This window comes from Paraburkholderia sp. J94, assembly GCF_905220285.1.
GTDB lineage: Bacteria > Pseudomonadota > Gammaproteobacteria > Burkholderiales > Burkholderiaceae > Paraburkholderia > Paraburkholderia tropica_A.
Genome location: NZ_CAJMZH010000026.1, coordinates 56,919 through 75,391, shown reverse-complemented (window position 1 = coordinate 75,391; position 18,473 = coordinate 56,919). Strand labels below are relative to the sequence as shown.

The 18,473-nt window shown below is 67.7% G+C and carries 18 protein-coding genes; 4 read left to right on the top strand and 14 right to left on the bottom strand.

Going from position 1 to position 18,473, the window contains the following annotated elements; genetic code table 11:
- Positions 1-13 precede the first annotated feature (13 nt).
- Together U4Y88_RS36105 and U4Y88_RS36100 are read right to left on the bottom strand one after the other, a co-directional pair.
- Entirely contained in the window at positions 14-1,105 is a 1,092-nt protein-coding gene (locus U4Y88_RS36105; protein WP_224008600.1) for an AI-2E family transporter, read from the bottom strand.
- Positions 1,106-1,260: 155 nt separating this feature from the next.
- Positions 1,261-2,424, bottom strand: coding sequence for a metallophosphoesterase (locus U4Y88_RS36100; RefSeq protein WP_321789723.1), 1,164 nt, complete (start codon positions 2,422-2,424; stop codon positions 1,261-1,263).
- 461 nt (positions 2,425-2,885) lie between these two features.
- Between U4Y88_RS36100 and U4Y88_RS36095 the strand changes: the two genes are divergently transcribed.
- Both U4Y88_RS36095 and U4Y88_RS36090 read left to right on the top strand, forming a co-directional pair.
- Positions 2,886-3,209: a hypothetical protein gene (locus U4Y88_RS36095; protein ID WP_224008535.1), complete on the top strand. Its 324-nt coding sequence runs from the start codon at positions 2,886-2,888 to the stop codon at positions 3,207-3,209.
- A 98-nt stretch (positions 3,210-3,307) separates the two neighbouring features.
- The gene (locus U4Y88_RS36090) at positions 3,308-3,907 is read left to right on the top strand and encodes an alpha-ketoglutarate-dependent dioxygenase AlkB family protein (RefSeq protein ID WP_321789721.1); all 600 of its coding nucleotides are present in this window, start codon (positions 3,308-3,310) and stop codon (positions 3,905-3,907) included.
- 141 nt (positions 3,908-4,048) lie between these two features.
- Here the strand turns inward: U4Y88_RS36090 and mdcH are convergent, their stop codons facing one another.
- The 8 genes from mdcH to U4Y88_RS36050 form a co-directional block, all read right to left on the bottom strand.
- Complete coding sequence (gene mdcH, locus U4Y88_RS36085) at positions 4,049-4,984, bottom strand: malonate decarboxylase subunit epsilon (RefSeq protein ID WP_321789719.1); 936 nt, start codon at positions 4,982-4,984, stop codon at positions 4,049-4,051.
- Complete coding sequence (locus U4Y88_RS36080) at positions 4,981-5,673, bottom strand: malonate decarboxylase holo-ACP synthase (RefSeq protein WP_321789717.1); 693 nt, start codon at positions 5,671-5,673, stop codon at positions 4,981-4,983. Before U4Y88_RS36080 ends, mdcH begins: the two co-directional genes overlap by 4 nt.
- Positions 5,673-6,497 carry a biotin-independent malonate decarboxylase subunit gamma gene (gene mdcE, locus U4Y88_RS36075; RefSeq protein ID WP_321789715.1) on the bottom strand — a complete coding sequence of 275 codons (825 nt, stop codon included), beginning with the start codon at positions 6,495-6,497 and terminating at the stop codon, positions 5,673-5,675. Before mdcE ends, U4Y88_RS36080 begins: the two co-directional genes overlap by 1 nt.
- Positions 6,494-7,369: a biotin-independent malonate decarboxylase subunit beta gene (locus U4Y88_RS36070; protein WP_321789714.1), complete on the bottom strand. Its 876-nt coding sequence runs from the start codon at positions 7,367-7,369 to the stop codon at positions 6,494-6,496. The genes mdcE and U4Y88_RS36070 overlap by 4 nt, the downstream gene beginning before the upstream one ends.
- A 2-nt stretch (positions 7,370-7,371) precedes the next feature.
- A complete protein-coding gene (locus U4Y88_RS36065; RefSeq protein ID WP_310633593.1) occupies positions 7,372-7,698 on the bottom strand; it encodes a malonate decarboxylase subunit delta in 327 nt (108 codons plus the stop codon).
- Positions 7,686-8,558 carry a triphosphoribosyl-dephospho-CoA synthase gene (locus U4Y88_RS36060; protein WP_321789737.1) on the bottom strand — a complete coding sequence of 291 codons (873 nt, stop codon included), beginning with the start codon at positions 8,556-8,558 and terminating at the stop codon, positions 7,686-7,688. The genes U4Y88_RS36065 and U4Y88_RS36060 overlap by 13 nt, the downstream gene beginning before the upstream one ends.
- A 110-nt stretch (positions 8,559-8,668) precedes the next feature.
- Entirely contained in the window at positions 8,669-10,351 is a 1,683-nt protein-coding gene (gene mdcA / locus U4Y88_RS36055) for a malonate decarboxylase subunit alpha (protein WP_224008555.1), read from the bottom strand.
- Complete coding sequence (locus tag U4Y88_RS36050) at positions 10,335-11,147, bottom strand: GntR family transcriptional regulator (RefSeq protein ID WP_224008604.1); 813 nt, start codon at positions 11,145-11,147, stop codon at positions 10,335-10,337. The genes mdcA and U4Y88_RS36050 overlap by 17 nt, the downstream gene beginning before the upstream one ends.
- Positions 11,148-11,349: 202 nt before the next feature.
- Between U4Y88_RS36050 and U4Y88_RS36045 the strand changes: the two genes are divergently transcribed.
- Entirely contained in the window at positions 11,350-12,648 is a 1,299-nt protein-coding gene (locus U4Y88_RS36045) for an MFS transporter (RefSeq protein WP_224008557.1), read from the top strand.
- 18 nt (positions 12,649-12,666) lie between these two features.
- On the opposite strand, the gene U4Y88_RS36040 is transcribed toward U4Y88_RS36045, so the two are convergent.
- Positions 12,667-13,611, bottom strand: a complete 945-nt coding sequence (locus U4Y88_RS36040; protein WP_321789713.1) for a DMT family transporter — start codon at positions 13,609-13,611, stop codon at positions 12,667-12,669.
- A 115-nt stretch (positions 13,612-13,726) separates the two neighbouring features.
- Here U4Y88_RS36040 and U4Y88_RS36035 point away from each other — a divergent pair, with 115 nt between their 5' ends.
- Positions 13,727-14,596, top strand: a complete 870-nt coding sequence (locus U4Y88_RS36035; protein ID WP_321789712.1) for a LysR family transcriptional regulator — start codon at positions 13,727-13,729, stop codon at positions 14,594-14,596.
- Here U4Y88_RS36035 and U4Y88_RS36030 read toward each other — a convergent pair.
- The 3 genes from U4Y88_RS36030 to U4Y88_RS36020 are packed head-to-tail and all read right to left on the bottom strand — an operon-like array spanning position 14,584 to position 18,394.
- The gene (locus tag U4Y88_RS36030; RefSeq protein WP_224008566.1) at positions 14,584-15,669 is read right to left on the bottom strand and encodes an ABC transporter ATP-binding protein; all 1,086 of its coding nucleotides are present in this window, start codon (positions 15,667-15,669) and stop codon (positions 14,584-14,586) included. The genes U4Y88_RS36035 and U4Y88_RS36030 overlap by 13 nt on opposite strands.
- Complete coding sequence (locus tag U4Y88_RS36025) at positions 15,666-17,321, bottom strand: ABC transporter permease (RefSeq protein WP_415774549.1); 1,656 nt, start codon at positions 17,319-17,321, stop codon at positions 15,666-15,668. The genes U4Y88_RS36030 and U4Y88_RS36025 overlap by 4 nt, the downstream gene beginning before the upstream one ends.
- Positions 17,322-17,374: 53 nt before the next feature.
- Entirely contained in the window at positions 17,375-18,394 is a 1,020-nt protein-coding gene (locus U4Y88_RS36020) for an iron ABC transporter substrate-binding protein (protein ID WP_415774548.1), read from the bottom strand.
- Positions 18,395-18,473 lie beyond the last annotated feature (79 nt).

Here is an 18,473-nt window from a genome sequence, read left to right as displayed (position 1 = left end):
ACGGCGGGCCGCGCTAGACCAGTTCGTCGTCCTCGGCGGCGGCCGTCGCGCCGTGTTCGTGCTGGTCGCGGCGCAGCAGGTCCCAGCAACTGATGAACAGCGCGGCGATCAGCGGCCCGATCACGAAGCCGTTGATGCCGATGAGCGAGATGCCGCCGAGCGTCGAGATCAGCACGACCCAGTCGGGCAGGCGCGTGTCCTTGCCGACCAGCACCGGGCGCAGCACGTTATCGACGGTGCCGATGATCAGCGCGCCGAACAGCATGAGCCCGACGCCCCTCACGAGGTCGCCCGTCGAAATGAAATAGATGGCGATCGGCCCCCACACGAGCGCCGCGCCCACGGCGGGCAGCAGTGAGAGCAGCAGCATCACGAAGCCCCACAGCAGCGGCGCCTGAATGCCGCAGACCCACAGCGCGATGCCGCCGAGCGTGCCCTGCACGACGGCGACCACCACGTTGCCCTTGACCGTCGCGCGGATCACCGTCGTGAATTTGCGGATCAGATGCAGCTTGTGCTGCTCGTCGAGCGGAATGGCGTCGCGCACGAGGCGCGAGATTTCGCGGCCGTCGCGCACGAGGAAGAAGAACAGATAGAGCATCACGCAGAAGCTCACGACGAATTGCAGCGTGTTCTGTCCGAGACTCAGCGCGCGCGTGGCGACGAACTGGCTGATCTGCGCCGCGCCCGCCGAGAGCCGCTGCTGCAGGCCGGGCAGATCCATGAGGTCGTAGCGCGCGAGCACGTTCTGGATGGATTGCGGCAGCGCGTGCACGATCTGGCTGAAGAACGCGCCGAAGTCGAGACTGCCCGCGCGCACCTGCGCATAAGCGGCGCCGACTTGCTGGATCAGCGTGCCCGCGACCAGCGTGAGCGGGAAGATCACGATCACGAGACAGAACAGCAGCGTGATGAGCGCGGCGAGATTGCGCCGGCGGCCGAGGCGCGCGACGAGGCGGCGCTGCACGGGCTGGAAGATCAGCGCGAGAATGGCGCCCCACAGCACGGTGCTGAAGAACGGCGCGAGCACGAAGCACAGCGCGATGGAAACGGCGAACAGCAGCAGGTAGAAGGCGGTCTGGTGGAGGTGCTTGTTGCCGTCCATGAGCGAGAGATTCCAGTTGGGGCGGCCCAAGGCCAGCCGGTCAGCTTTGCCGCTCATGATACCGGCTTGTCCCGCGCGCGCCGTGCGGTGTGCTCACGGCGCGGCGGTTTCAGCGCAGGGTCAGGTAAGGGGCCAGGCCAGGGCCGAGGCCATGTTCAGGCCGAACGCGCGCCCACGAGCCGCACGCGTGTGATCTCCGAGGGCGCGCCGAGCCGCTTGGGCGGCCCCCAGTAACCGGTGCCGCGGCTCGTGTAGACCCACAGGCTGCCGAGCTTTTCGAGTCCCGCCGTGAACGGCTGTTGCAGCCGCACGAGGAAATTCCACGGAAAGATCTGCCCGCCGTGCGTATGGCCGGACAGTTGCAGCGTGTAGCCCGCATCGGCGGCCGCGTGTGCGCTGCGCGGCTGATGCGCGAGCAGCACGCGCGTGTTCACGTCGTCGGGCGCACCGCGCAGCGCGCCTTGCGGATCGCTGCGGTGCGCGGGATCGAAATGGCCGCCCGTGTAATCGGTCACGCCCGCGAGCACGAGCCGCGCGCCGCCGTGCTCGATCACCACGTGCTGGTTCATCAGCACCGTGAGGCCGATGCGGCGGAACTCGGCCACCCACGCATCGGCGCCCGAGTAGTACTCGTGATTGCCGGTCACCAGATAGACGCCGTGCTGCGCGGCGAGCCTTCCGAGCGGCGCGGTGTGATCGGCGAGATGCTGCACGCTGCCGTCGACCACGTCGCCCGTGATCGCCACCACATCGGCTTCGAGCTGGTTCACGGCGCGCACGATGCGCTCGACGTAGCCGTGCTTGATCGTCGGCCCTACGTGGATGTCGCTCAGCTGCACGATCGTGAAGCCGTCGAGTTCGGCGGGCAGATTGCGGATCGGCACTTCGACGTTGCGGATGCGCGCGCGGCGCCGCGCGTTGAAGAAGCCGAAGGCCGTCGAGGCGAACGCCAGCACGACGACCGCTGCCGCGCTGCCGGTGCGCCAGTGCGCGAGATCGGCGGCGCCCGGCCAGATCGCGGCGACGGTCATCAGCGAGGCGAGCACGAGGTCGCGCAGGATCGTCAGCATCAGCAGCGACGAGAAAAAGCCCATGAACAGCATGCCGATCCACGCGAGCCGGTCACCGAGCGGCTGGCGCTTGAAGCGCCGCGCGAGCATGCCGGGCGGAATCACGAGCACCGAGAGCACGAGCCACAGCACCGCGAGCCATTTGACGGCGGCGGGAACGGGCAGATCGGGAATCAGGCGAAAGCCGACATAGGCGTGCAGCAGAATGCCGATGGCGATGAAGCGGACCAGGAACGAGAGTCGAGGCATGGCGGGCGCGGTCGGTACGGAGTTGAAACGGTGTCGGGAAGCGGCGGGCGCGTATCAGCGGTGATGCGAACGTCGAGGTTCAAGGCGGACGGCGAAACCGAGATCGAAGCGCGGTCGTATCGGCGCATGAATCCGCGATGCAGGAATCGGCGCAAGGGCGAGCCACCGAATCGCCCGGCATCCGCCTGCGCGCCGTGGTGCGGGACGCGCTGCGATGCATTCTACCGGCGCAGCACGGATCGTGCCGCGTGCTCAAAAGGGCGCGGTAAACGGCAGCGCGGCGGCGCTTGCGCAGTGCGGCATAACCCTGGATTGTCAGGCGCGCGGCGCAGTCGCAAGATTTTCATGCGGGGCGCACATGCTGCACAGCGCTATTAAACGTTCATTGAATCGCACCGGTCGATGAACTATGCTCGAATCGAGGCCCACGCGTTTTCCGGGCACTCTGGGGGAGACGGGTCATGAAAATTACCAGGCCAGTCGTGCAAGGGCTTCATGGTCGCCACGTGGGGCGCGAGGGCAGTCATGTGATGCTGCCGCTCGTCGTCCTCTCGATCATGGCGGTGGCGCTGTATTTCGCGCTCAAGCATATCGACATGCTCGAGATCGGGCGCAGCGCGCTATTCGACGTCGTGATGGTGTTCGTGGCGCTCGGCATTGCGGGCTTTTTCGGCGTGGCAGGCGCGTGGCTGCGTTCGCGAACGACCGAGGAACCGGCCGAGGGCTTTTGCTTCATCGGGGCGCTGATCGGCGCGGCGGTGTTTTATCTCGCGCTGTTCGTCTGAGGCGTAGCAAGCCGGCCGATGTCGTGTGACGTGGCGCGCCGCGTCATGCGACACTGCGCGTCCTGCTTCCGTTTCCCGCGCTGCCGGTTTCCGATCCGATGTTCGACTTGTTCGACGATACGCCCCAACCCGATGTCGACTGGCATCCCGCCTGGCTCGCGCCCGCGGCGGCGGCCGATTATCTCGCGCGCATCGTCGCCGAAACGGACTGGCGTCAGGAGCGCATCCGCACGCCGGGCGGCTGGGTCGACCAGCCGCGCCTGACCGCCTGGCAAGGCGATCCGGGCGCGGTCTACATCTACTCCGGCATTCGCAACGTCCCGCAACCGTGGACGGCGGCCGTCGCCGAACTGCGCGACGCCGTGACCGCGCAATGCGGCGTGCGCTTCAACAGCGTGCTGCTCAACCGTTATCGCGGCGGCAGCGACAGCATGGGCTGGCACGCCGACCACGAACCTGAACTCGGTCCCGAACCGGTGATCGCCTCGCTGAGCTTCGGCGCCACGCGGCGCTTCGATCTGCGGCACACGGCGAGCGGCGTGACGCGCTCGTTTCCCCTGTCGAGCGGCAGCCTGCTCGTGATGCGCGGCCAGACGCAGGCGCAATGGCGTCATCGCGTGCCGAAAGAGCCGTCAGTGAGCGGCGAGCGCGTGAATCTCACGTTTCGGGTTGTGATGCCGGAATTGCGAAAGAAGTAGGGTGATACGCGGGAAATCGCGGCGAAATCGAAGACGTTTCATCGATTCGCCGCGTCACGGCGCGTTGTGGCGCTAAAAATCGAATACGACTTTATGCGCATAAAATTTTTATACGCGTGATTGCGCGTCGACGTCGGAGCGCTATTCGTCGCCCAGACGACGCTTCACCGTCGCGACGAGCCGATCCAGCGGCAAGCTCGCGGCGCTGAGCGCGGCCACGTCGGGATAGTGCTCGCGCGCGATATCGGTGAGGACCTGGCCGGGCGGCGCTTCGACCAGCACCGTCGCGCCCGACTCGATCATGACCGTGAGCGCATCGAACCAGCGCACCGTGTGGCGCATATTGGTGGCGAGGTCCGAGCGGATCGCTTCGCCGCTATAAAGCGGCCGGCCACCGCGATTGTCGATATAGACGCCTTCGGGCGTGCGGAACGGAATCTCGCGCGACCAGGCCAGAAGGGCTTCTGCCGCGTCGTTCAATAATTCGCAATGCGAAGGAACGGAAACCGCGAGTCGTTGCGCCTTGCGCGCACCCGCCGCGAGCGCGCGGGTCGCGAACGCTTCGAGCGCCGCGTCCGCGCCCGCGACGACGATCTGGCGCGGCGCATTCACGTTCGCCACGTAGACACGTTCGCCGCTTTCCTCGGCAAGTGCGCGCGCGAGTTGTTCTGTTTGCGTTTCGGTCAGACCGGACACCGCGCTAAGGCCATAGCCCGAGGGCCAGGCCGCTTCCATGAGTTCGGCGCGCTTGCGCACCATGCGCAGCGCGTCGCCGAACGCGAGCGCGCCGCAACACACGGCGGCCGGATAAGCGCCCACCGACAAGCCCGCGCTGAATTGCGGCGTCAGCCCTGCGTGAGCGAGCGCGCGCGCCTGCGCGACGCCCGCAACCGTGAGCCCGATCTGCACGGCGACTGTCGATTGCAGCGCCTCGGCGCTGTCGAGCGCGAGCACGTCGCTGCCGAGCACCGACGAAGCTTCGTCGAGTGTCGTGCGCACGACCTCGTGCTCGGGCAGTCGATGCAGAAAGCCGGGGCTTTGCGCGCCCTGGCCGGGAAACAGGCAGGCGAGCGTCATGACGTGGGTTCCGATGATCGCGCTTGCCACGGATCGGCAACGAGCCGCGCGCCGTCACTTGCGCGCACGAGTACGCGGGCCTTGCCCATCGCGAGTTCGGCGAGCGCGACGCCGCCCGCGGGCGTTTCCAGTTGCGCATCGACACGCGTGCTGGCAAGACGCGCCGCCGTGGCGAGCGCATCCGCGAGCGCGTGCAGGCTGGCGGAATCGCAGCGTTGCGGCACGCGAATCAGCACATCGAGATCGCTCGACGCGGTGATCGTCGGCACCTGCGCGGCGAGTTCGAAGCCGACGCTGCCCGCCGGTCCCCATACATAGCCGTTCAGCGCTTCATGCGCACGCAATGCGGCGAGCGCGACGAACGCGGGCAGGGTGGCGCGCTCTGGCGACGGCTCGCGGTCGAGCAAGACCTCGGGCGAAATCAATAATTCGATATCCTGAGTATTGATCCAGGTGCCGTAGCGCTCGGCGCGCGCCGTGCCGCGCACGCCCGCCGCGACAAAACCCGCCGCCGCCTCGGCGCGCCGCACGACCGCGAACGGCGCGCGTGCGAATGCCGCGCGCACCCACGCCGGTTCGTCGTCGGCTTCGGGAAGCTGCTTGAGCTTCAGCAGATCATGCGCGCGCCAACGCGCATCGCCCACGCGTGGCGCGCTGGCGGCGAACGGCGGCGCGGCGCAGACGCGCATCAGTTCGCGTCCCACTGTTGCGCAAGCCGCTTGCGCACTTCGATCGACGCCGCGCGCGTGCGCTGCGCCGCCTCGCCTTGCAGACGATGTGCGAGACCGCTCGTGTCGCCGCGCGCTTCCTTGACCTTTTGCGCGAGCACGTCGCGCACGCGCGCAATCTGCGTGTCGCTGGGCGCGTCGGCATCGACGTCGTGAATCAGTTCGTCGAGCAGGCCGAGCTTCGCGAACGAGGTCATCGAATACGACATCGGCACGATCTTTTCGCCGAGCGCGTCGAGGTCTTCGACGCTGCGCCGCGTGACGCGCGCCGCCGCTTCCTTGCCCATCGCGTGGACCATCGTGCCGGGCGCGTCGAGCGCGACGATACGGTTGGCCTGATAGCCGTGCGCGAGAAACGCGCCCGACATCGCCGGGCCGACGATCAGCGCGACCACGGGATGACCGGCTTGCCGCGCGCTCGCATACGCATCGACGGCGGCCGCGCAGGCGAGATGAATGCCGAGCATTTCCTCGCGATAACCATAAGCCTGGCTTTTCACGTCGACGATGGCGACGATCGGGCGGCGCGTGCCGTTCGCCTTGTCGGCGTCGATGGCTTCGCGCACCGCTTGCGCGAGACGCCAGCCTTGTTCGAGGCCGACCACGTTGTCGCGCGCGCGCGGAAAGCGGTTGTCGGCATCGGGCGCGACGGTGATGAAGCGCGCGGTCTCGCCGCCGAGCGGCGCGTCGGCATACTGCACACACGCGCCGTTCGCCTGGTCCGCCTGCTGGCCTGCAAGTGCGCGCAGCCAGCGCGCGCCACGATTCAAGGTCGATTCGCTCATGCGGTTTCTCCGTGCGTGCGCGTGGCGTTGAAGGGCGAGGGGCCGAACGCGGCTCGCATCGTCTCGGGCTCCACGCTGGCGGGATCGATCTGCGCGAGCTTCGCGAGCGTCGCTTCGACCTGCTCGGTGCGATGCGCGGCCGGCACGCCCTGGACGAACGCGGCACGCACGGCGTCGCGTACATCGTCGACGGCATCTTCCACGAGCGCGTCCGCAAAACCGGTACGCGCGCGCTGTTCGCCGCCGATCAGTTGCCACACGCGGCGGCGGTCGCTCGCGTCGAGTTCATCGATGCCCGCTTCCTGCTCGATCACTTCGGGGCCGTTCATGCCGAGGCGGCCTTGCTTCGTCATCACGAGATACGAGCACAGGCCCGCCGCGAGCGACATGCCGCCGAAGCAGCCCACCATGCCCGCGATCACGCCGACGACCGGCACGTGACGGCGCAGCGCGACGATGGCCGACTGGATCTCGGCGATCACGGCGAGGCCGAGGTTCGCTTCCTGGAGGCGCACGCCGCCGGTTTCGAACAGCACGACGGGGCGCACGATCTTGCCGCGCTCGCAGTCGGCGAGCGCGAGTTCGAGCGCCGCCGCGATCTTGCTGCCCGAGACTTCGCCGATACTGCCGCCCTGGAACGCCGATTCGATTGCGGCCACCACGGCGGGCTGGCCGTCGATGGTGCCGCGCGCGATCACCGCGCCGTCGTCGGCCTGGCAGACGATGCCTTGCAGCGGCAGCCACGGCGATTCGATGCGGTCGAACGGTCCGAGCAGTTCGCGGAACGTGCCGGGATCGAGCACGGCGGCGGCGCGTTCGCGCGCGCTCAGCTCGATGAAGCTGTCGCGCAGCAGCGCGGATTGATTAGCCATGCTCACGAGTTCGCTCCTTGCGCGCCGTTCGGTGCATCGTCCTGCGCGGCCTCGACGGCTTCCGCGAGCCTCAGCGCCACGACGCCGGGCGTCGCGCCGAAGTCGTTGATCTCGATGAGCGCCGCGCCGTCGTAGCGCGTGAAAAAGCGGTCGAGCACGCTTTTCCAGATATGGCTGTAGCCGTCCACGCTCGTGTGCACGACCACGCGCGCCTGCATCCCGGCGGCGGGTTGCAGCAGCACTTCGAGATCGCCCGAACCCACCACGCCCACATGCGCGCGCGTGGTCACGGCGCGCTGCGCCGGATAGTCGAATGTCAGTTGTTCCATGAAACCGTCCTCCCGCCGATGCGGTGCTGAACTAGTCTGTCGATAAAGATCGTCGCGGCGAGCAGATCGGCCGCGCCGCCTGGCGATGCGTTGAGTGCGAGCAGCGCGCGTTCGAGCGCGTCGAACGCCTGGCGGCCCGCGCGTGTGGCGATGCCGCCCGCGTCGCGCACGCGCTGCGCGCCCGCTTGTGCGGCTTCGCGTCCCGCGAGGCCCGCGCGATGGAGCACGCAGGTGTCGTCGAGCGAGGCCATGATGGCGAGCAGGGCGTCGACGCGCGCGGCGGCTTCGTCGTCGCCGCGCGCGCGGGCAGCGTGCAGCGCGGGCAGGCCCACGCGCAGCACGTGCGGGAAGCCGTTTTGCGCTTCACTGCGCGCGCCGCCCACGTTGTAGCGCTCGCGCACGCGTTCGCCGTTGCTGCGCGCGGGCTGCGCGAGCAGATCGTCGAAACGCGCGATGTGCGCCGCCGTTTCTCCGATGCGTGTCGCGTGTGCATACGCACTGTCATCGGCGCTGGGCGCGTGCACGATAGCCGCGCCCGCGACCAGCAGGCCCACGATCCAGATCGCGCCGCGATGCGCGTTGCTGCCGGCGGTCGCGCGCATCATCGCGGCTTCGCCCGCGCGGCCGATGCGCGCGAGGTCGGTGCGTAGCGCCGTGCCGGGCCGTGCGCCGTACGAGGCGCGCGCGAGCGCGGCGAAGGTCGGTTCGAGCGCATGCGCGGACCGCAGCATGGTCGCGAGATCGAGATCGACGTGCGCGCCGCTGCCGCGCGCATCGACGAGCGCGGGCTTCGGCGTGAGCCGCGCTTCTTCGATCAGCGCGTCGCGTGCGAAGCGGGCGAGTTGTGCGTCGGGACGCATCGCGGCTTCGTGTGCCGCGTCGGAGGCCGCGTCGGAGGTCGAATAGGGCGCGACTTCAGCGAGCGGCACCTGAGAAGCCGGTGACAAATTCGATAGCGTGCGCATCGCGCTCACCAGCTGCGGAAGCGCGCGGGCGGCGTGTAGAGACCGCCCGACCACGTCACCAGATCGTCGATGCTGCGCGCGGCGAGCAGCGAGCGCTTGGCGTCGCCGCGACGGATGCCGAGATCTTCGGGGAACTGCACGATGCCGCGGCGGCGCAATTCCTCGGTTTTTTCCGGCTTCGCGCGCAGGCCGATCGGCGTCACGCCCGCGACGGCAGCGAGCGACGCGCGCCGCTCCTCGATGCCTTCCGCGCGATGCAGATGCGCGATGCCTTCCTCGGTGACCACGTGGCTCACGTCGTCGCCGTAGATCATCACGGGCGCGACCGGCATGCCGCTCTTTTCGCCCACGGCGATGGCATCGAGTTCGTCGACGAAAGTCGGCTCGCCGCCTTTCTTCCACGTTTCCGCGAGCTGCACCACGAGTTTGTGGCCGCGCGACACCGGGCCCGTGTCCTTGAGCAGCTTGAGCCACGCTTCGCTCGCATGACGTCGGCCGCGCGGATCGTGGCCCATGTTCGGCGCACCGCCGAAACCGGCGAGACGTCCGCGCGTGACCGTCGACGAATTCGCATCGGCGTCGATCTGCAGCGTGGAGCCGATGAAGAGATCGACCGCGTATTGCCCCGCGAGCTGGCACAGCACGCGGTTCGAGCGCAGGCTGCCGTCGCTGCCGGTGAAGAACACGTCGGGGCGCGCGGCGATATACGCCTCCATGCCCACTTCGCTTCCGAAGCAATGCACGCTGTCCACCCAGCCCGATTCGATCGCGGGGATCAGCGTGGGATGCGGATTGAGCGTCCAGTTGCGGCAGATCTTGCCCTTGAGGCCGAGCTGTTCGCCATACGTGGGCAGCAGCAGTTCGATGGCGGCCGTGTCGAAACCGATGCCGTGATTGAGCGCGGTGATGCCGTAGGGTGCGTAGATGCCCTTGATGACCATCATCGCCGTGAGCACCTGCAGGTCGCCGATATGGCGCGGGTCGCGCGTGAACAGCGGCTCGACCGCGAACGGGCGATCGGCTTGCACGACCACGTCCACCCACGAGCCGGGAATATCGACGCGCGGCAGTTCATCGACAATTTCGTTGACCTGAACGATCACGATGCCCTGGCTGAACGCGGCGGCTTCGGCGATCGTGGGCGTGTCTTCGGTGTTCGGGCCGGTGTAGAGATTGCCGTGACGGTCGGCCTTTTCCGCGCAGAGCAGCGCGACCTGCGGAATCAGATCGACGAACATGCGCGCGTACAACTCCACATACGTGTGGATCGCGCCCACTTCGAGCTGGCCGTCTTCGAGCAATTGCGCCACGCGCAGGCTCTGCGGTCCCGCGAACGCGAAATCCACGCGATGCGCGATACCGCGCTCGAACAGCGCGAGATGATCGGGGCGGCTGATGCTCGAAATCAGCAGATGAATGTTGTTGAGCTTCGCGGGATCGGCCTTCGCGAGCGAGCGCGAGAGAAAGTCGGCCTGCTTCTGGTTGTCGCCTTCGAGCGCGACGCGGTCGCCGGGACGGATCAGCAGTTCGAGCGCGTCGGTCATGCGCGAGGCGGGCAGCACGCCGTCTTCGAGCCAGCCCGAAACGGCGGCGAGGCGGCGCGCTTTCTCGTCGCGGCGCGTGGTCCACGAGCGCGGCGCCTGGCTGGCGTGAGCGGACGAGGCGGAGGTTTCAGCTTGAGGCTTCATCGGGAGTTCGGCTCCGTGAACGGGAGGATGCGGGAGAGGCGGCCGACGCGGCGCGCGTTTTCTTCGCGGCTGGCTGCGCCGCGGCGCGATCGGTCAAAAATCGGTAGATCAATTCGCCGGTGCCGAGCAAATGCGCGGCCACGAGCGCCTGCGCGGCGCTCACGTCGCGGCGCTTCACGGCGGCGAGGATTTCGGCGTGTTCGGCGTCGGACTCGCCCTTGTAGGCGGGAAAGCCGAATTTGAGCCGCAGATAACGCTCGCCACGCCGATGCAGCGTGATGAGCATGTCCATCAGTTGCGGGCGGCCCGCGGGCGCGTAGAGGCTCATATGGAAGTCCTCGTTGCGCGCCACATACAGCGACGGATCGCGCTCGCGCTTCGCGGCGGCGGCCAGCGCGCTCACTTCGCGCAGCGAGGCGGCCGTGTGATTGGGAATGGCGAGACCGAGCGCGAGGCTTTCGAGCGCCGAGCGGATCTCGTAGATCTCGCGGGCCTCGTCGCGCGACAGGGACGCGACGCTCGCGCCCTTGTTCACTTCGATGCGCGCCCAGCCTTCGCTCGCGAGCTGGCGCAGCGCCTCGCGCACGGGAATTGCACTGACCGAAAAATGCCGCGCGATCGCGTCCTGGCGCAGCGGCGCGTCGGGCGCGAGCGTGCCTTCGACGATGGCGGTGCGCAGGGCGTCCGCGATCATGCGCGAAGTGCTGGTGCGCGGCGCCGCGAGCGTCGGCAATCCGCTTGCCGACACCTCCGTCGCGCTGCCTTCCAGGGGAAAACCATTCGTTGCGTCGCTCATGAGATCAAATATTATATATAAAACGACAAGGGCGAAAGCCTCGCAAACCCGCAAAACGAGCAATACAGCATAGACGGGGAAAGCAGGAATCGGGGGCTTACAGGGAGTTCTTGAAGGTAGCCGGCAACAGTCCGGTTCGCGTTCCGCGCCGCGCTTTCAATCCGCATTCAGGGCGCGCGGCATCACAGGAGAGAGGAGCATCATGAATTCGATTACCGAGCCCGCCCGGCGTGCTCACAAGACGCCGCTGAACCGCTCGCAGATCGCCGGTTTCTGGGGCGCCTGGGCCGGTTGGACGCTCGACGGCATGGACTCGTTCATCTACGCGCTCGTGCTCACGCCCGCGCTCACCGAACTGCTGCCGCGCTCGGGCTATGCCGCGACCGCGCCGAACATCGGTCTCGCTGGCTCGATCCTGTTCGCGCTGTTTCTGGTCGGCTGGGGGCTGTCGTTCATCTGGGGGCCGATGGCGGACCGCTTCGGCCGCACGCGCGTGCTCGCGGGCACCATCTTCATGTTTGCGATCTTCACGGGCTTGTCGGCCACCGCGCAAAGCGTGTGGGCGCTCGGCATCTACCGCTTTCTCGCGGGCGTGGGCATCGGCGGCGAATGGGCGCTCGCGGGCACCTACGTGGCCGAATCGTGGCCCGAGGATCGGCGCAAGATGGGCGCGGGCTATCTGCAGACGGGCTATTACGCAGGCTTCTTCATCGCGGCCGCGCTGAACTACACGGTCGGCGTGCACTACGGCTGGCGCGCGATGTTCCTGATGGGCGCGGTTCCGGTGGTGGTCGCCATTCTCGTGCTCACGCGCGTGCAGGAGCCGGACAAGTGGCAGAAGTCGGAGGCGAGCCACGTGCATCACGGCCATCCGCTGCGCGAGATTTTCAGCGCCGGTTATCGCCGCCGCACCGTGGTCGCGTGCGCGCTGCTGACGATTGCGATCATCGGCTTGTGGGCGGGCGCGGTGTATGAGCCGTCGGCGGTGATCCAGCTTGCCACCAGGGCGGGCGCGAGCAAGGCCGAGGCAATCCGCACGGCCTCGATCGCGACGGGGATTCTCTCGATCGGCACGATTCTGGGCTGTCTCGCGCTGCCGCCGATGGCCGAGCGTATCGGCCGAAAATGGACGCTGGCGATTTATTTCGGCGGCATGGCCGTGACGATCGCGGCGAGTTTCGGCTGGGCGTATTACCTCGAAAACGGGCTCGTGCCGTTCATCGCCATTCTGTTCGTGCTGGGCTTTTTCGGCGGCAATTTCGCGCTGTTCAGCCTGTGGCTGCCCGAGCAGTTCGGCACCCGCGTGCGCGCCACGGCGTTCGCGTTCTGCACCTCGTTCGGACGCTTCGTGGGCGCAGGCGTGAACTTCATGCTCGGCGCGGCGGTGCTGCGCATGCACACGCTGGGCGTGCCGGTTGCGCTCACGGCCATCGCGTTCGTCGTCGGGCTGCTGATCATTCCGTTCGCGCCGGAAACGAAGGGCGAAGTGTTGCCGGGCTGACGGCCCATCAAGTATCGATCAACGCCGCTTGAACGCGAGCCTCGGCGGAAACATGCGCCAGCCCAGATTGACGCCGAGGCTCGCCGTCACGATCAGCACCATGCCCGCGAGTTGCGGCACGCTCAGCGCGCGGCCGTAGACGATCGCATCGACGGCGATCGCGGTGAGCGGATACACGAACAGCAGCACGGCGATCACGGGCGTCGTGAGCTTCGGCAGCGCGCCGTAGATCAGCACGTACGAGAGCCCCGTGTGCAGCACGCCCATGCCCACGAGCCAGCCCCATTGCGTCGCCGAAATATGCGTGAGTTCGAGCGGCGCGACGAAGGGCGCGATCAGCGGCAGACACAGCGCGCCCACCGCGCATTGCGTGAGCGTGAACAGATGCGGGCGCAGCTCGCGCAGACTCTTCGCGATCAGCGTGACGCTCGCATAGAGCACCGATCCGCCGAGCGCTTCAGCAAGACCAATCAGATAACGCGGATGATCGGCCACATGGCTTTCCGCGAGCACGCCCGAGGCGAGCACGAGGCCCACGAACGCAATCGCGATCCAGCCGAGCCGGTCCGCGCCGAGGCGCTCGTGAAAGATCGCCGCGCCGATCAGCACGACCCAGAACGGCTGCACATGGAACACGACCGTTGCGACCGCGATGCTGGTGCGATGGATCGAATCGAAAAAGCCCACCCATTGCGTGACCATCAGCACGCCCGAGATAAAGGCGAGCGCGAAGGTGCGGCGCGTGAATTGCCGCGCGAGCTGACGCGGCGTGAGCCAGCCTTTCCACGCGCAATACGCGGCGAGCGCGAGCATGCCGAACAGGCAGCGGAAGAACACGAGCGTGAGCGCGCCCAGATGCGCCTCTTCGACGAACACGCCAATGGTGCCCATCAGCAGGCCGCCGCCCGCGAGCATGGCGACGCCCTGGCGGCTGTTATGGAGATCGGATTGCGTGGACGACATCGGCAGGAAACGCTTAAAAGCGAAAGCAGGTTGAAAACCGTTTCAGTATTCGTGAGTTGCAGGGTGTCGGCAAACGAATTAAATTGAACAATTCCATCAATCTGGCTGATGAATCATGAATCCCGAGTTCGATCTGGATCTCTTGCGCAGCTTCGTGGCCGTCGCGGACGCGGGCAGTTTCACGAAGGCCGCCGTGACCGTGCATCGCTCGCAGGCGGCCGTGAGCATGCAGATCAAGCGGCTCGAACAGGTGCTCGGCACCTCGCTGTTCACGCGCGACACGCGCAATCTCGCGCTCACGCGGCCCGGCAGCACGCTGCTCGAATATGCGCGGCGCGCGCTCGATTTGCAGGAGGAGGCGTGGTCGGCGCTGGTGCGGCCCGAGGTGACGGGGCGCGTGGTGCTCGGTGCGCCCGACGATTACATGGCGGCGCTGCTCTCGCCGGTGTTGCGGCGCTTTTCGACGCTTTATCCGCATGTGGAGATCGAGATCGTCTGCGCGCAGAGCGTGGCGCTCGGGCCGATGCTGGCGGACAACAAGATCGACGTCGCCTTCGTCACGCGCGACAAGCAGATTCGCGGGGAATTCGTGCGCAGTGAAGATATGGTCTGGGTGGGTTTGCCCGACGATCCGGCGCCGCTCGCGATGACGCCGCTACCGGTCGGGCTTTACGAGCACGGCAGCGTGGCGCGCGCGCATACGGTGGCGGCGCTCGACGCGGCGCGCATCCGCTATCGCGCGGCGTTCACGAGCGCGAGTCTCACGGGATTGATGGCGACGGTGGAGGCGGGCATCGCCGTGGTGGCGCTCACGCGGTGCAGCGTGCCCGCGCGTTTCGAGGTGCTCGGCGAGGCGCACGGCCTGCCGACGATCGAGCCGCTCGATATCGTGGTCGCGCGCAGCGTGAAGTCGAACCGGGCCACCTGCGATTACTTCGTAGAACAGATGGTTCAGGATCTTTCGGTGCGTCGTCAGCGCGGATAGACGCTGACTTCGCCGCCCACCGCCACGCGCACGCGTTCGCCGGGCTGCGGAGTGCGAAAGCCCGGCACGCGCGCGCGAATCGGCGTGGACGCTTGAGCCGGATCGAGCTGGAGTTCCAGCGTGAGCGCGGCATCCTGGCCCTGGAACGTGACGTCGCGCACGCGCGCGTCGAGTGCGCCGGGGCGGATCGCATCGTGCGGCAGGACGTCGATCTGTTCGGGGCGCAGCATCACGTCGACGTCGCCATCGACGTTGCCATCGACGTTGCCGAGTGTGGCCTGTGTGCCGTCCGCGAGCGGCAACGCGCCGAGCGCGCAATGCGCGAATCCTGCGCTGACCCGCCCCGGCAGCAACACCGCTTCGCCGACGAAGGCCGCGAGTTCGCGCGTCACGGGCCGACGGTACAGCGTCTGCGGCGCGGCCGTTTGCACGACCCGGCCATGCAGCAGCACGGCGACTTCGTGACCGAGCGAGAGCGCTTCCGCCTGATCGTGCGTGACCAGCACGGCCGTCGCGCCCGCCGCCGCGAGCGCGCGCGCCACGGCGGCGCGGGTTTCCACGCGCAACGCCGCATCGAGCGACGAAAACGGTTCGTCGAGCATCACGAGACCCGGCGCGGGCGCCAGTGCGCGGGCGAGCGCCACGCGCTGCTGCTGTCCGCCCGACAGCTGCTGCGGCGCGCGATTTGCACAGGACTCCGGAAGACCGACGAGTTCGAGCAGTTCCGACACGCGATGCCGCGTGCGCCGCTGCGCGCGAGGCAGGCCGAACACGATGTTGTCCGCCACCGAGAGATGCGGAAACAGCGCGCCTTCCTGCGGAACGTAACCGATCTGGCGCTGCTCCGCGGGCAGATGCAGCGCATCGTCCGCCACACGCCGTCCGCCGATTTCGATACTGCCCGCGTCGGCACGTTCGAAGCCGCATAGCAGGCGCAGCAGCGTGGTCTTGCCGCTGCCCGAGGGGCCGAGCAGCGCGAGCAGCGAGCCGGACTTCACCGTGAGATGAACGTCGTGCAGCACGGGATGACCGTCGAAGGCCTTGGAAACACCGGCAATGCGTAGTGTGCTCATGAGCGCGAGGTATCGGATGGAGAGGGCGAGCCAGCCTGCGCCGCGAGCGCCGATTTGCCCGCGAACGCGAACAGCAGGCCCGAGGCCGCGAGCGAGAGCGCCGTGAGCAGCGCGGCATAGGGCGCGGCGGCGGCGAACGCGAGCGTCGAGGTATCGGACCAGACCTGGGTGGCGAGCGTGTGCGTGCCGATGGGCGCGAGCAGCAGTGTCGCGTTCAGTTCGGTGACGACCGAGATGAAGACCATCGACGCCGCCGCGCCGAGACCCGGTCCCGCGAGCGGCAGCACCACGCGCCGCAGCGTGGCGAACCAGCCGAGGCCGAGCGCGCGCGCCGTCTCTTCGAGACGCTGCTGCGCCTGCAACAGCGCCGCGCGCACGCTCACGAGCGCGAGCGGCAGGAAGAGAATCGCGTAGACCACGATCAGCAGCGTCGTGCTCTGATAGAGCGGTTCGAGCGCGCGCACGGCGAGCGACACGATCGCAAGCGCGATGACGAGCCCCGGCACGCCTTGCGCGATGAACGCGGTGCGTTCGAGAAAGGTCGCCGCGCGGCCCGGATAGCGCGCGAGCAGATAGGCGAGCGGCAGCGCGAGCAGCGTCGTGAACACGGCGGCCAGCAGGCCGAGCCGCAGCGAAGCGAGCGTGGTGGTGAACAGCAGTTCGGGCGACACGTCGGCGGGCGTGATCGCGGCGGCGCCCGGTTGCGTGAGCCAGTAGCCGATCATCGCGAGCGGCACGCCGAGCGTGCCCACGTTGAGCGCGACGAACGCGAGCGTAACCGGCCAGCGCCAGCGGCCCAGCGCGAGACGGGCGGCCGCGCGACGCGTGCCGCGATCGACGCGTTCGTAGCGCGCGCGTCCACGCACGCGAAACTCGAACACGAGACAGACGAGACACAGCAGGATCAGCACGCAGGCGAGCAGCGACGCACCGCCGCCGTCGAAACTCGTGCGGTATTCGGCATAGATCTCGGTCGTGAAGGTGCGAAAGCGCAGCAGCGTGAACGCGCCGAATTCGGACAGCACGCCCAGCGCGACGAGCAGCATCGAACCGAGCAAGGCAGGGCGCAATTGCGGCAGCACCACGCGCACGAAAATCGCCCAGCGGTTGCAGCCGAGTGCGCGCGCACATTCTTCGAGCGCAGGATCGAGCCCGCGCAAGGCAGCGGCCACCGGCAGATAGACGAGCGGAAAATACGCGGTCGTGATGACGATGAACGCGCCGAGAAAGTCCTGCAAATCGAGGCTCAACGACACCCACGCATAGCTCGTGACGAACGCGGGCATGGCGAGCGGCGCGGCGGCGAGCAGGGCGAATGCGCGTCGCCCAGGCAGATCGGTGCGCTCGACGAACCACGCGACAGCGGTCCCGAGCACGGCCGACGCCAGCGTTGCGCTCACGGTGATGCTGAGCGTGTTGACCAGCAGTTCGCCGACGAGCGGACGGAAGATCAGGTCCGCCGCATCGGCGAACCCGAACGACAGCGCGCGCCAGAACGTCAGCGCGAGCGGCAGCAGGACCAGCAGCGGCCCGAGCGCGGCGGCGAGAAACAGCGCGCGCGGCGCACGGCGGCGCGTGACGGCGTGCGCCGCGATGCCGGCGCGATCGATATCGGCATCGATATCCGCATCGGCATCGGCTTCATCCGGCATCGCATGCGCCGAGGTAACGGCTTCACTCACAATTGCTTAGCCATCCTTGAGAATTACAGCAGGCCGGCCTGGCGCAGCAAACGGCCTGCCTGGCTGTCGTCGCCGAGTTGCTGGATCGTCAGCGCGGGCGGATGCAGCTGATCGAACGGCTTGTTGATCGGATCGCCCTGCACGCCGGGACGCAGCGGATATTCGAAGCTGATGTGGCCTTGCGCCATCAGCTTCTGTGCGCGCTCGCTCACGAGGTAGGCGAGAAACTTCTGCGCGCCGTCCGGGTTATGGGCCGCCTTCATCGCGGCCGCGCCGGAGACGTTCACGAGCGCGCCCACGTCGCCGTCGGCGAAATGCGCGACGGCGCTGCGCGTTTTCTTGTCGCCGATTTCAGCGTGCAGACGGTCCCAGTAGTAGTTGTTGATGATGCCGGTCGCGACCCCGCCGCGGTTGACCGCCGCCACCACGCCTTCGTCGTCGTCGAAAATCTGCGCGTTGGTTTTCAGGCCCTTGAGCCAGTCGAGCGTGGCCGCTTCGCCTTTGGCGGCGAGCACGGCGTCGACGAGCGGCAGGAAGTCGGCGTCGCTCGGCGCAATGCCGATCTTGCCTTTCCACTCGGGCTTCGCGAGATCGAAGATCGACTGCGGCAGTTGCGCGGCTTGCAGCTTCGCCGTGTTGTACACCAGCACGTTTTCGCGCGCCGTCACGCCGACCCACTGCCCGGCGGGCGAGTTGTAGTGCGCGGGCACGTCGGCGAGCGTCGAAGGCTTGACCGGCGCGAGCAGGCCTTTTTCTTCGAGCAGCATCAGCTCGGGCGAGTTCTCGGTGAAGTACACGTCGGCGGGCGTCTTCTCGCCTTCGGCGACGAGCTGCGCGGCCAGCGCCGGACCTTCGCCGCTGCGGATCTTCACGTCGATGCCGGTCTGCTGCTCGAAGTCCTTCGCGAGCTGGTTCACGACCTGCTCGTGCTGCGCGTTGTAGAGCGTGATCGAGGCGGCGTGCGCGCCCAGCGGCAACATCCCCGCAACGGCGAGTGCGAGGGTGGCGGCGCGCAGCGGCGCACCGAAAAAGGTCGTCTTCATGTTGGTCGTCTGTCGTTGTTGCTTGTTGTCGAATGAATCCGTCGTGCTGCGTTGCTTCGCGTGGTGCTGCGGTCCGGCG

What these genes read in the sequence shown, in the direction of transcription:
- U4Y88_RS36105 (WP_224008600.1), bottom strand. Translation starts at nt 1,105, where the DNA reads ATGGACGGCAACAAGCACCTCCACCAGACCGCCTTCTACCTGCTGCTG.
- U4Y88_RS36045 (WP_224008557.1), top strand. Translation starts at nt 11,350, where the DNA reads ATGAATTCGATTACCGAGCCCGCCCGGCGTGCTCACAAGACGCCGCTG.
- U4Y88_RS36030 (WP_224008566.1), bottom strand. Translation starts at nt 15,669, where the DNA reads ATGAGCACACTACGCATTGCCGGTGTTTCCAAGGCCTTCGACGGTCAT.
- U4Y88_RS36025 (WP_415774549.1), bottom strand. Translation starts at nt 17,321, where the DNA reads ATGCCGGATGAAGCCGATGCCGATGCGGATATCGATGCCGATATCGAT.
- U4Y88_RS36035 (WP_321789712.1), top strand. Translation starts at nt 13,727, where the DNA reads ATGAATCCCGAGTTCGATCTGGATCTCTTGCGCAGCTTCGTGGCCGTC.
- U4Y88_RS36065 (WP_310633593.1), bottom strand. Translation starts at nt 7,698, where the DNA reads ATGGAACAACTGACATTCGACTATCCGGCGCAGCGCGCCGTGACCACG.
- U4Y88_RS36100 (WP_321789723.1), bottom strand. Translation starts at nt 2,424, where the DNA reads ATGCCTCGACTCTCGTTCCTGGTCCGCTTCATCGCCATCGGCATTCTG.
- U4Y88_RS36090 (WP_321789721.1), top strand. Translation starts at nt 3,308, where the DNA reads ATGTTCGACTTGTTCGACGATACGCCCCAACCCGATGTCGACTGGCAT.
- U4Y88_RS36020 (WP_415774548.1), bottom strand. Translation starts at nt 18,394, where the DNA reads ATGAAGACGACCTTTTTCGGTGCGCCGCTGCGCGCCGCCACCCTCGCA.
- mdcA (WP_224008555.1), bottom strand. Translation starts at nt 10,351, where the DNA reads ATGAAGCCTCAAGCTGAAACCTCCGCCTCGTCCGCTCACGCCAGCCAG.
- U4Y88_RS36040 (WP_321789713.1), bottom strand. Translation starts at nt 13,611, where the DNA reads ATGTCGTCCACGCAATCCGATCTCCATAACAGCCGCCAGGGCGTCGCC.
- mdcH (WP_321789719.1), bottom strand. Translation starts at nt 4,984, where the DNA reads ATGACGCTCGCCTGCCTGTTTCCCGGCCAGGGCGCGCAAAGCCCCGGC.
- U4Y88_RS36050 (WP_224008604.1), bottom strand. Translation starts at nt 11,147, where the DNA reads ATGAGCGACGCAACGAATGGTTTTCCCCTGGAAGGCAGCGCGACGGAG.
- U4Y88_RS36080 (WP_321789717.1), bottom strand. Translation starts at nt 5,673, where the DNA reads ATGCGCGTCTGCGCCGCGCCGCCGTTCGCCGCCAGCGCGCCACGCGTG.
- U4Y88_RS36060 (WP_321789737.1), bottom strand. Translation starts at nt 8,558, where the DNA reads ATGCGTCCCGACGCACAACTCGCCCGCTTCGCACGCGACGCGCTGATC.
- U4Y88_RS36070 (WP_321789714.1), bottom strand. Translation starts at nt 7,369, where the DNA reads ATGGCTAATCAATCCGCGCTGCTGCGCGACAGCTTCATCGAGCTGAGC.
- mdcE (WP_321789715.1), bottom strand. Translation starts at nt 6,497, where the DNA reads ATGAGCGAATCGACCTTGAATCGTGGCGCGCGCTGGCTGCGCGCACTT.
- U4Y88_RS36095 (WP_224008535.1), top strand. Translation starts at nt 2,886, where the DNA reads ATGAAAATTACCAGGCCAGTCGTGCAAGGGCTTCATGGTCGCCACGTG.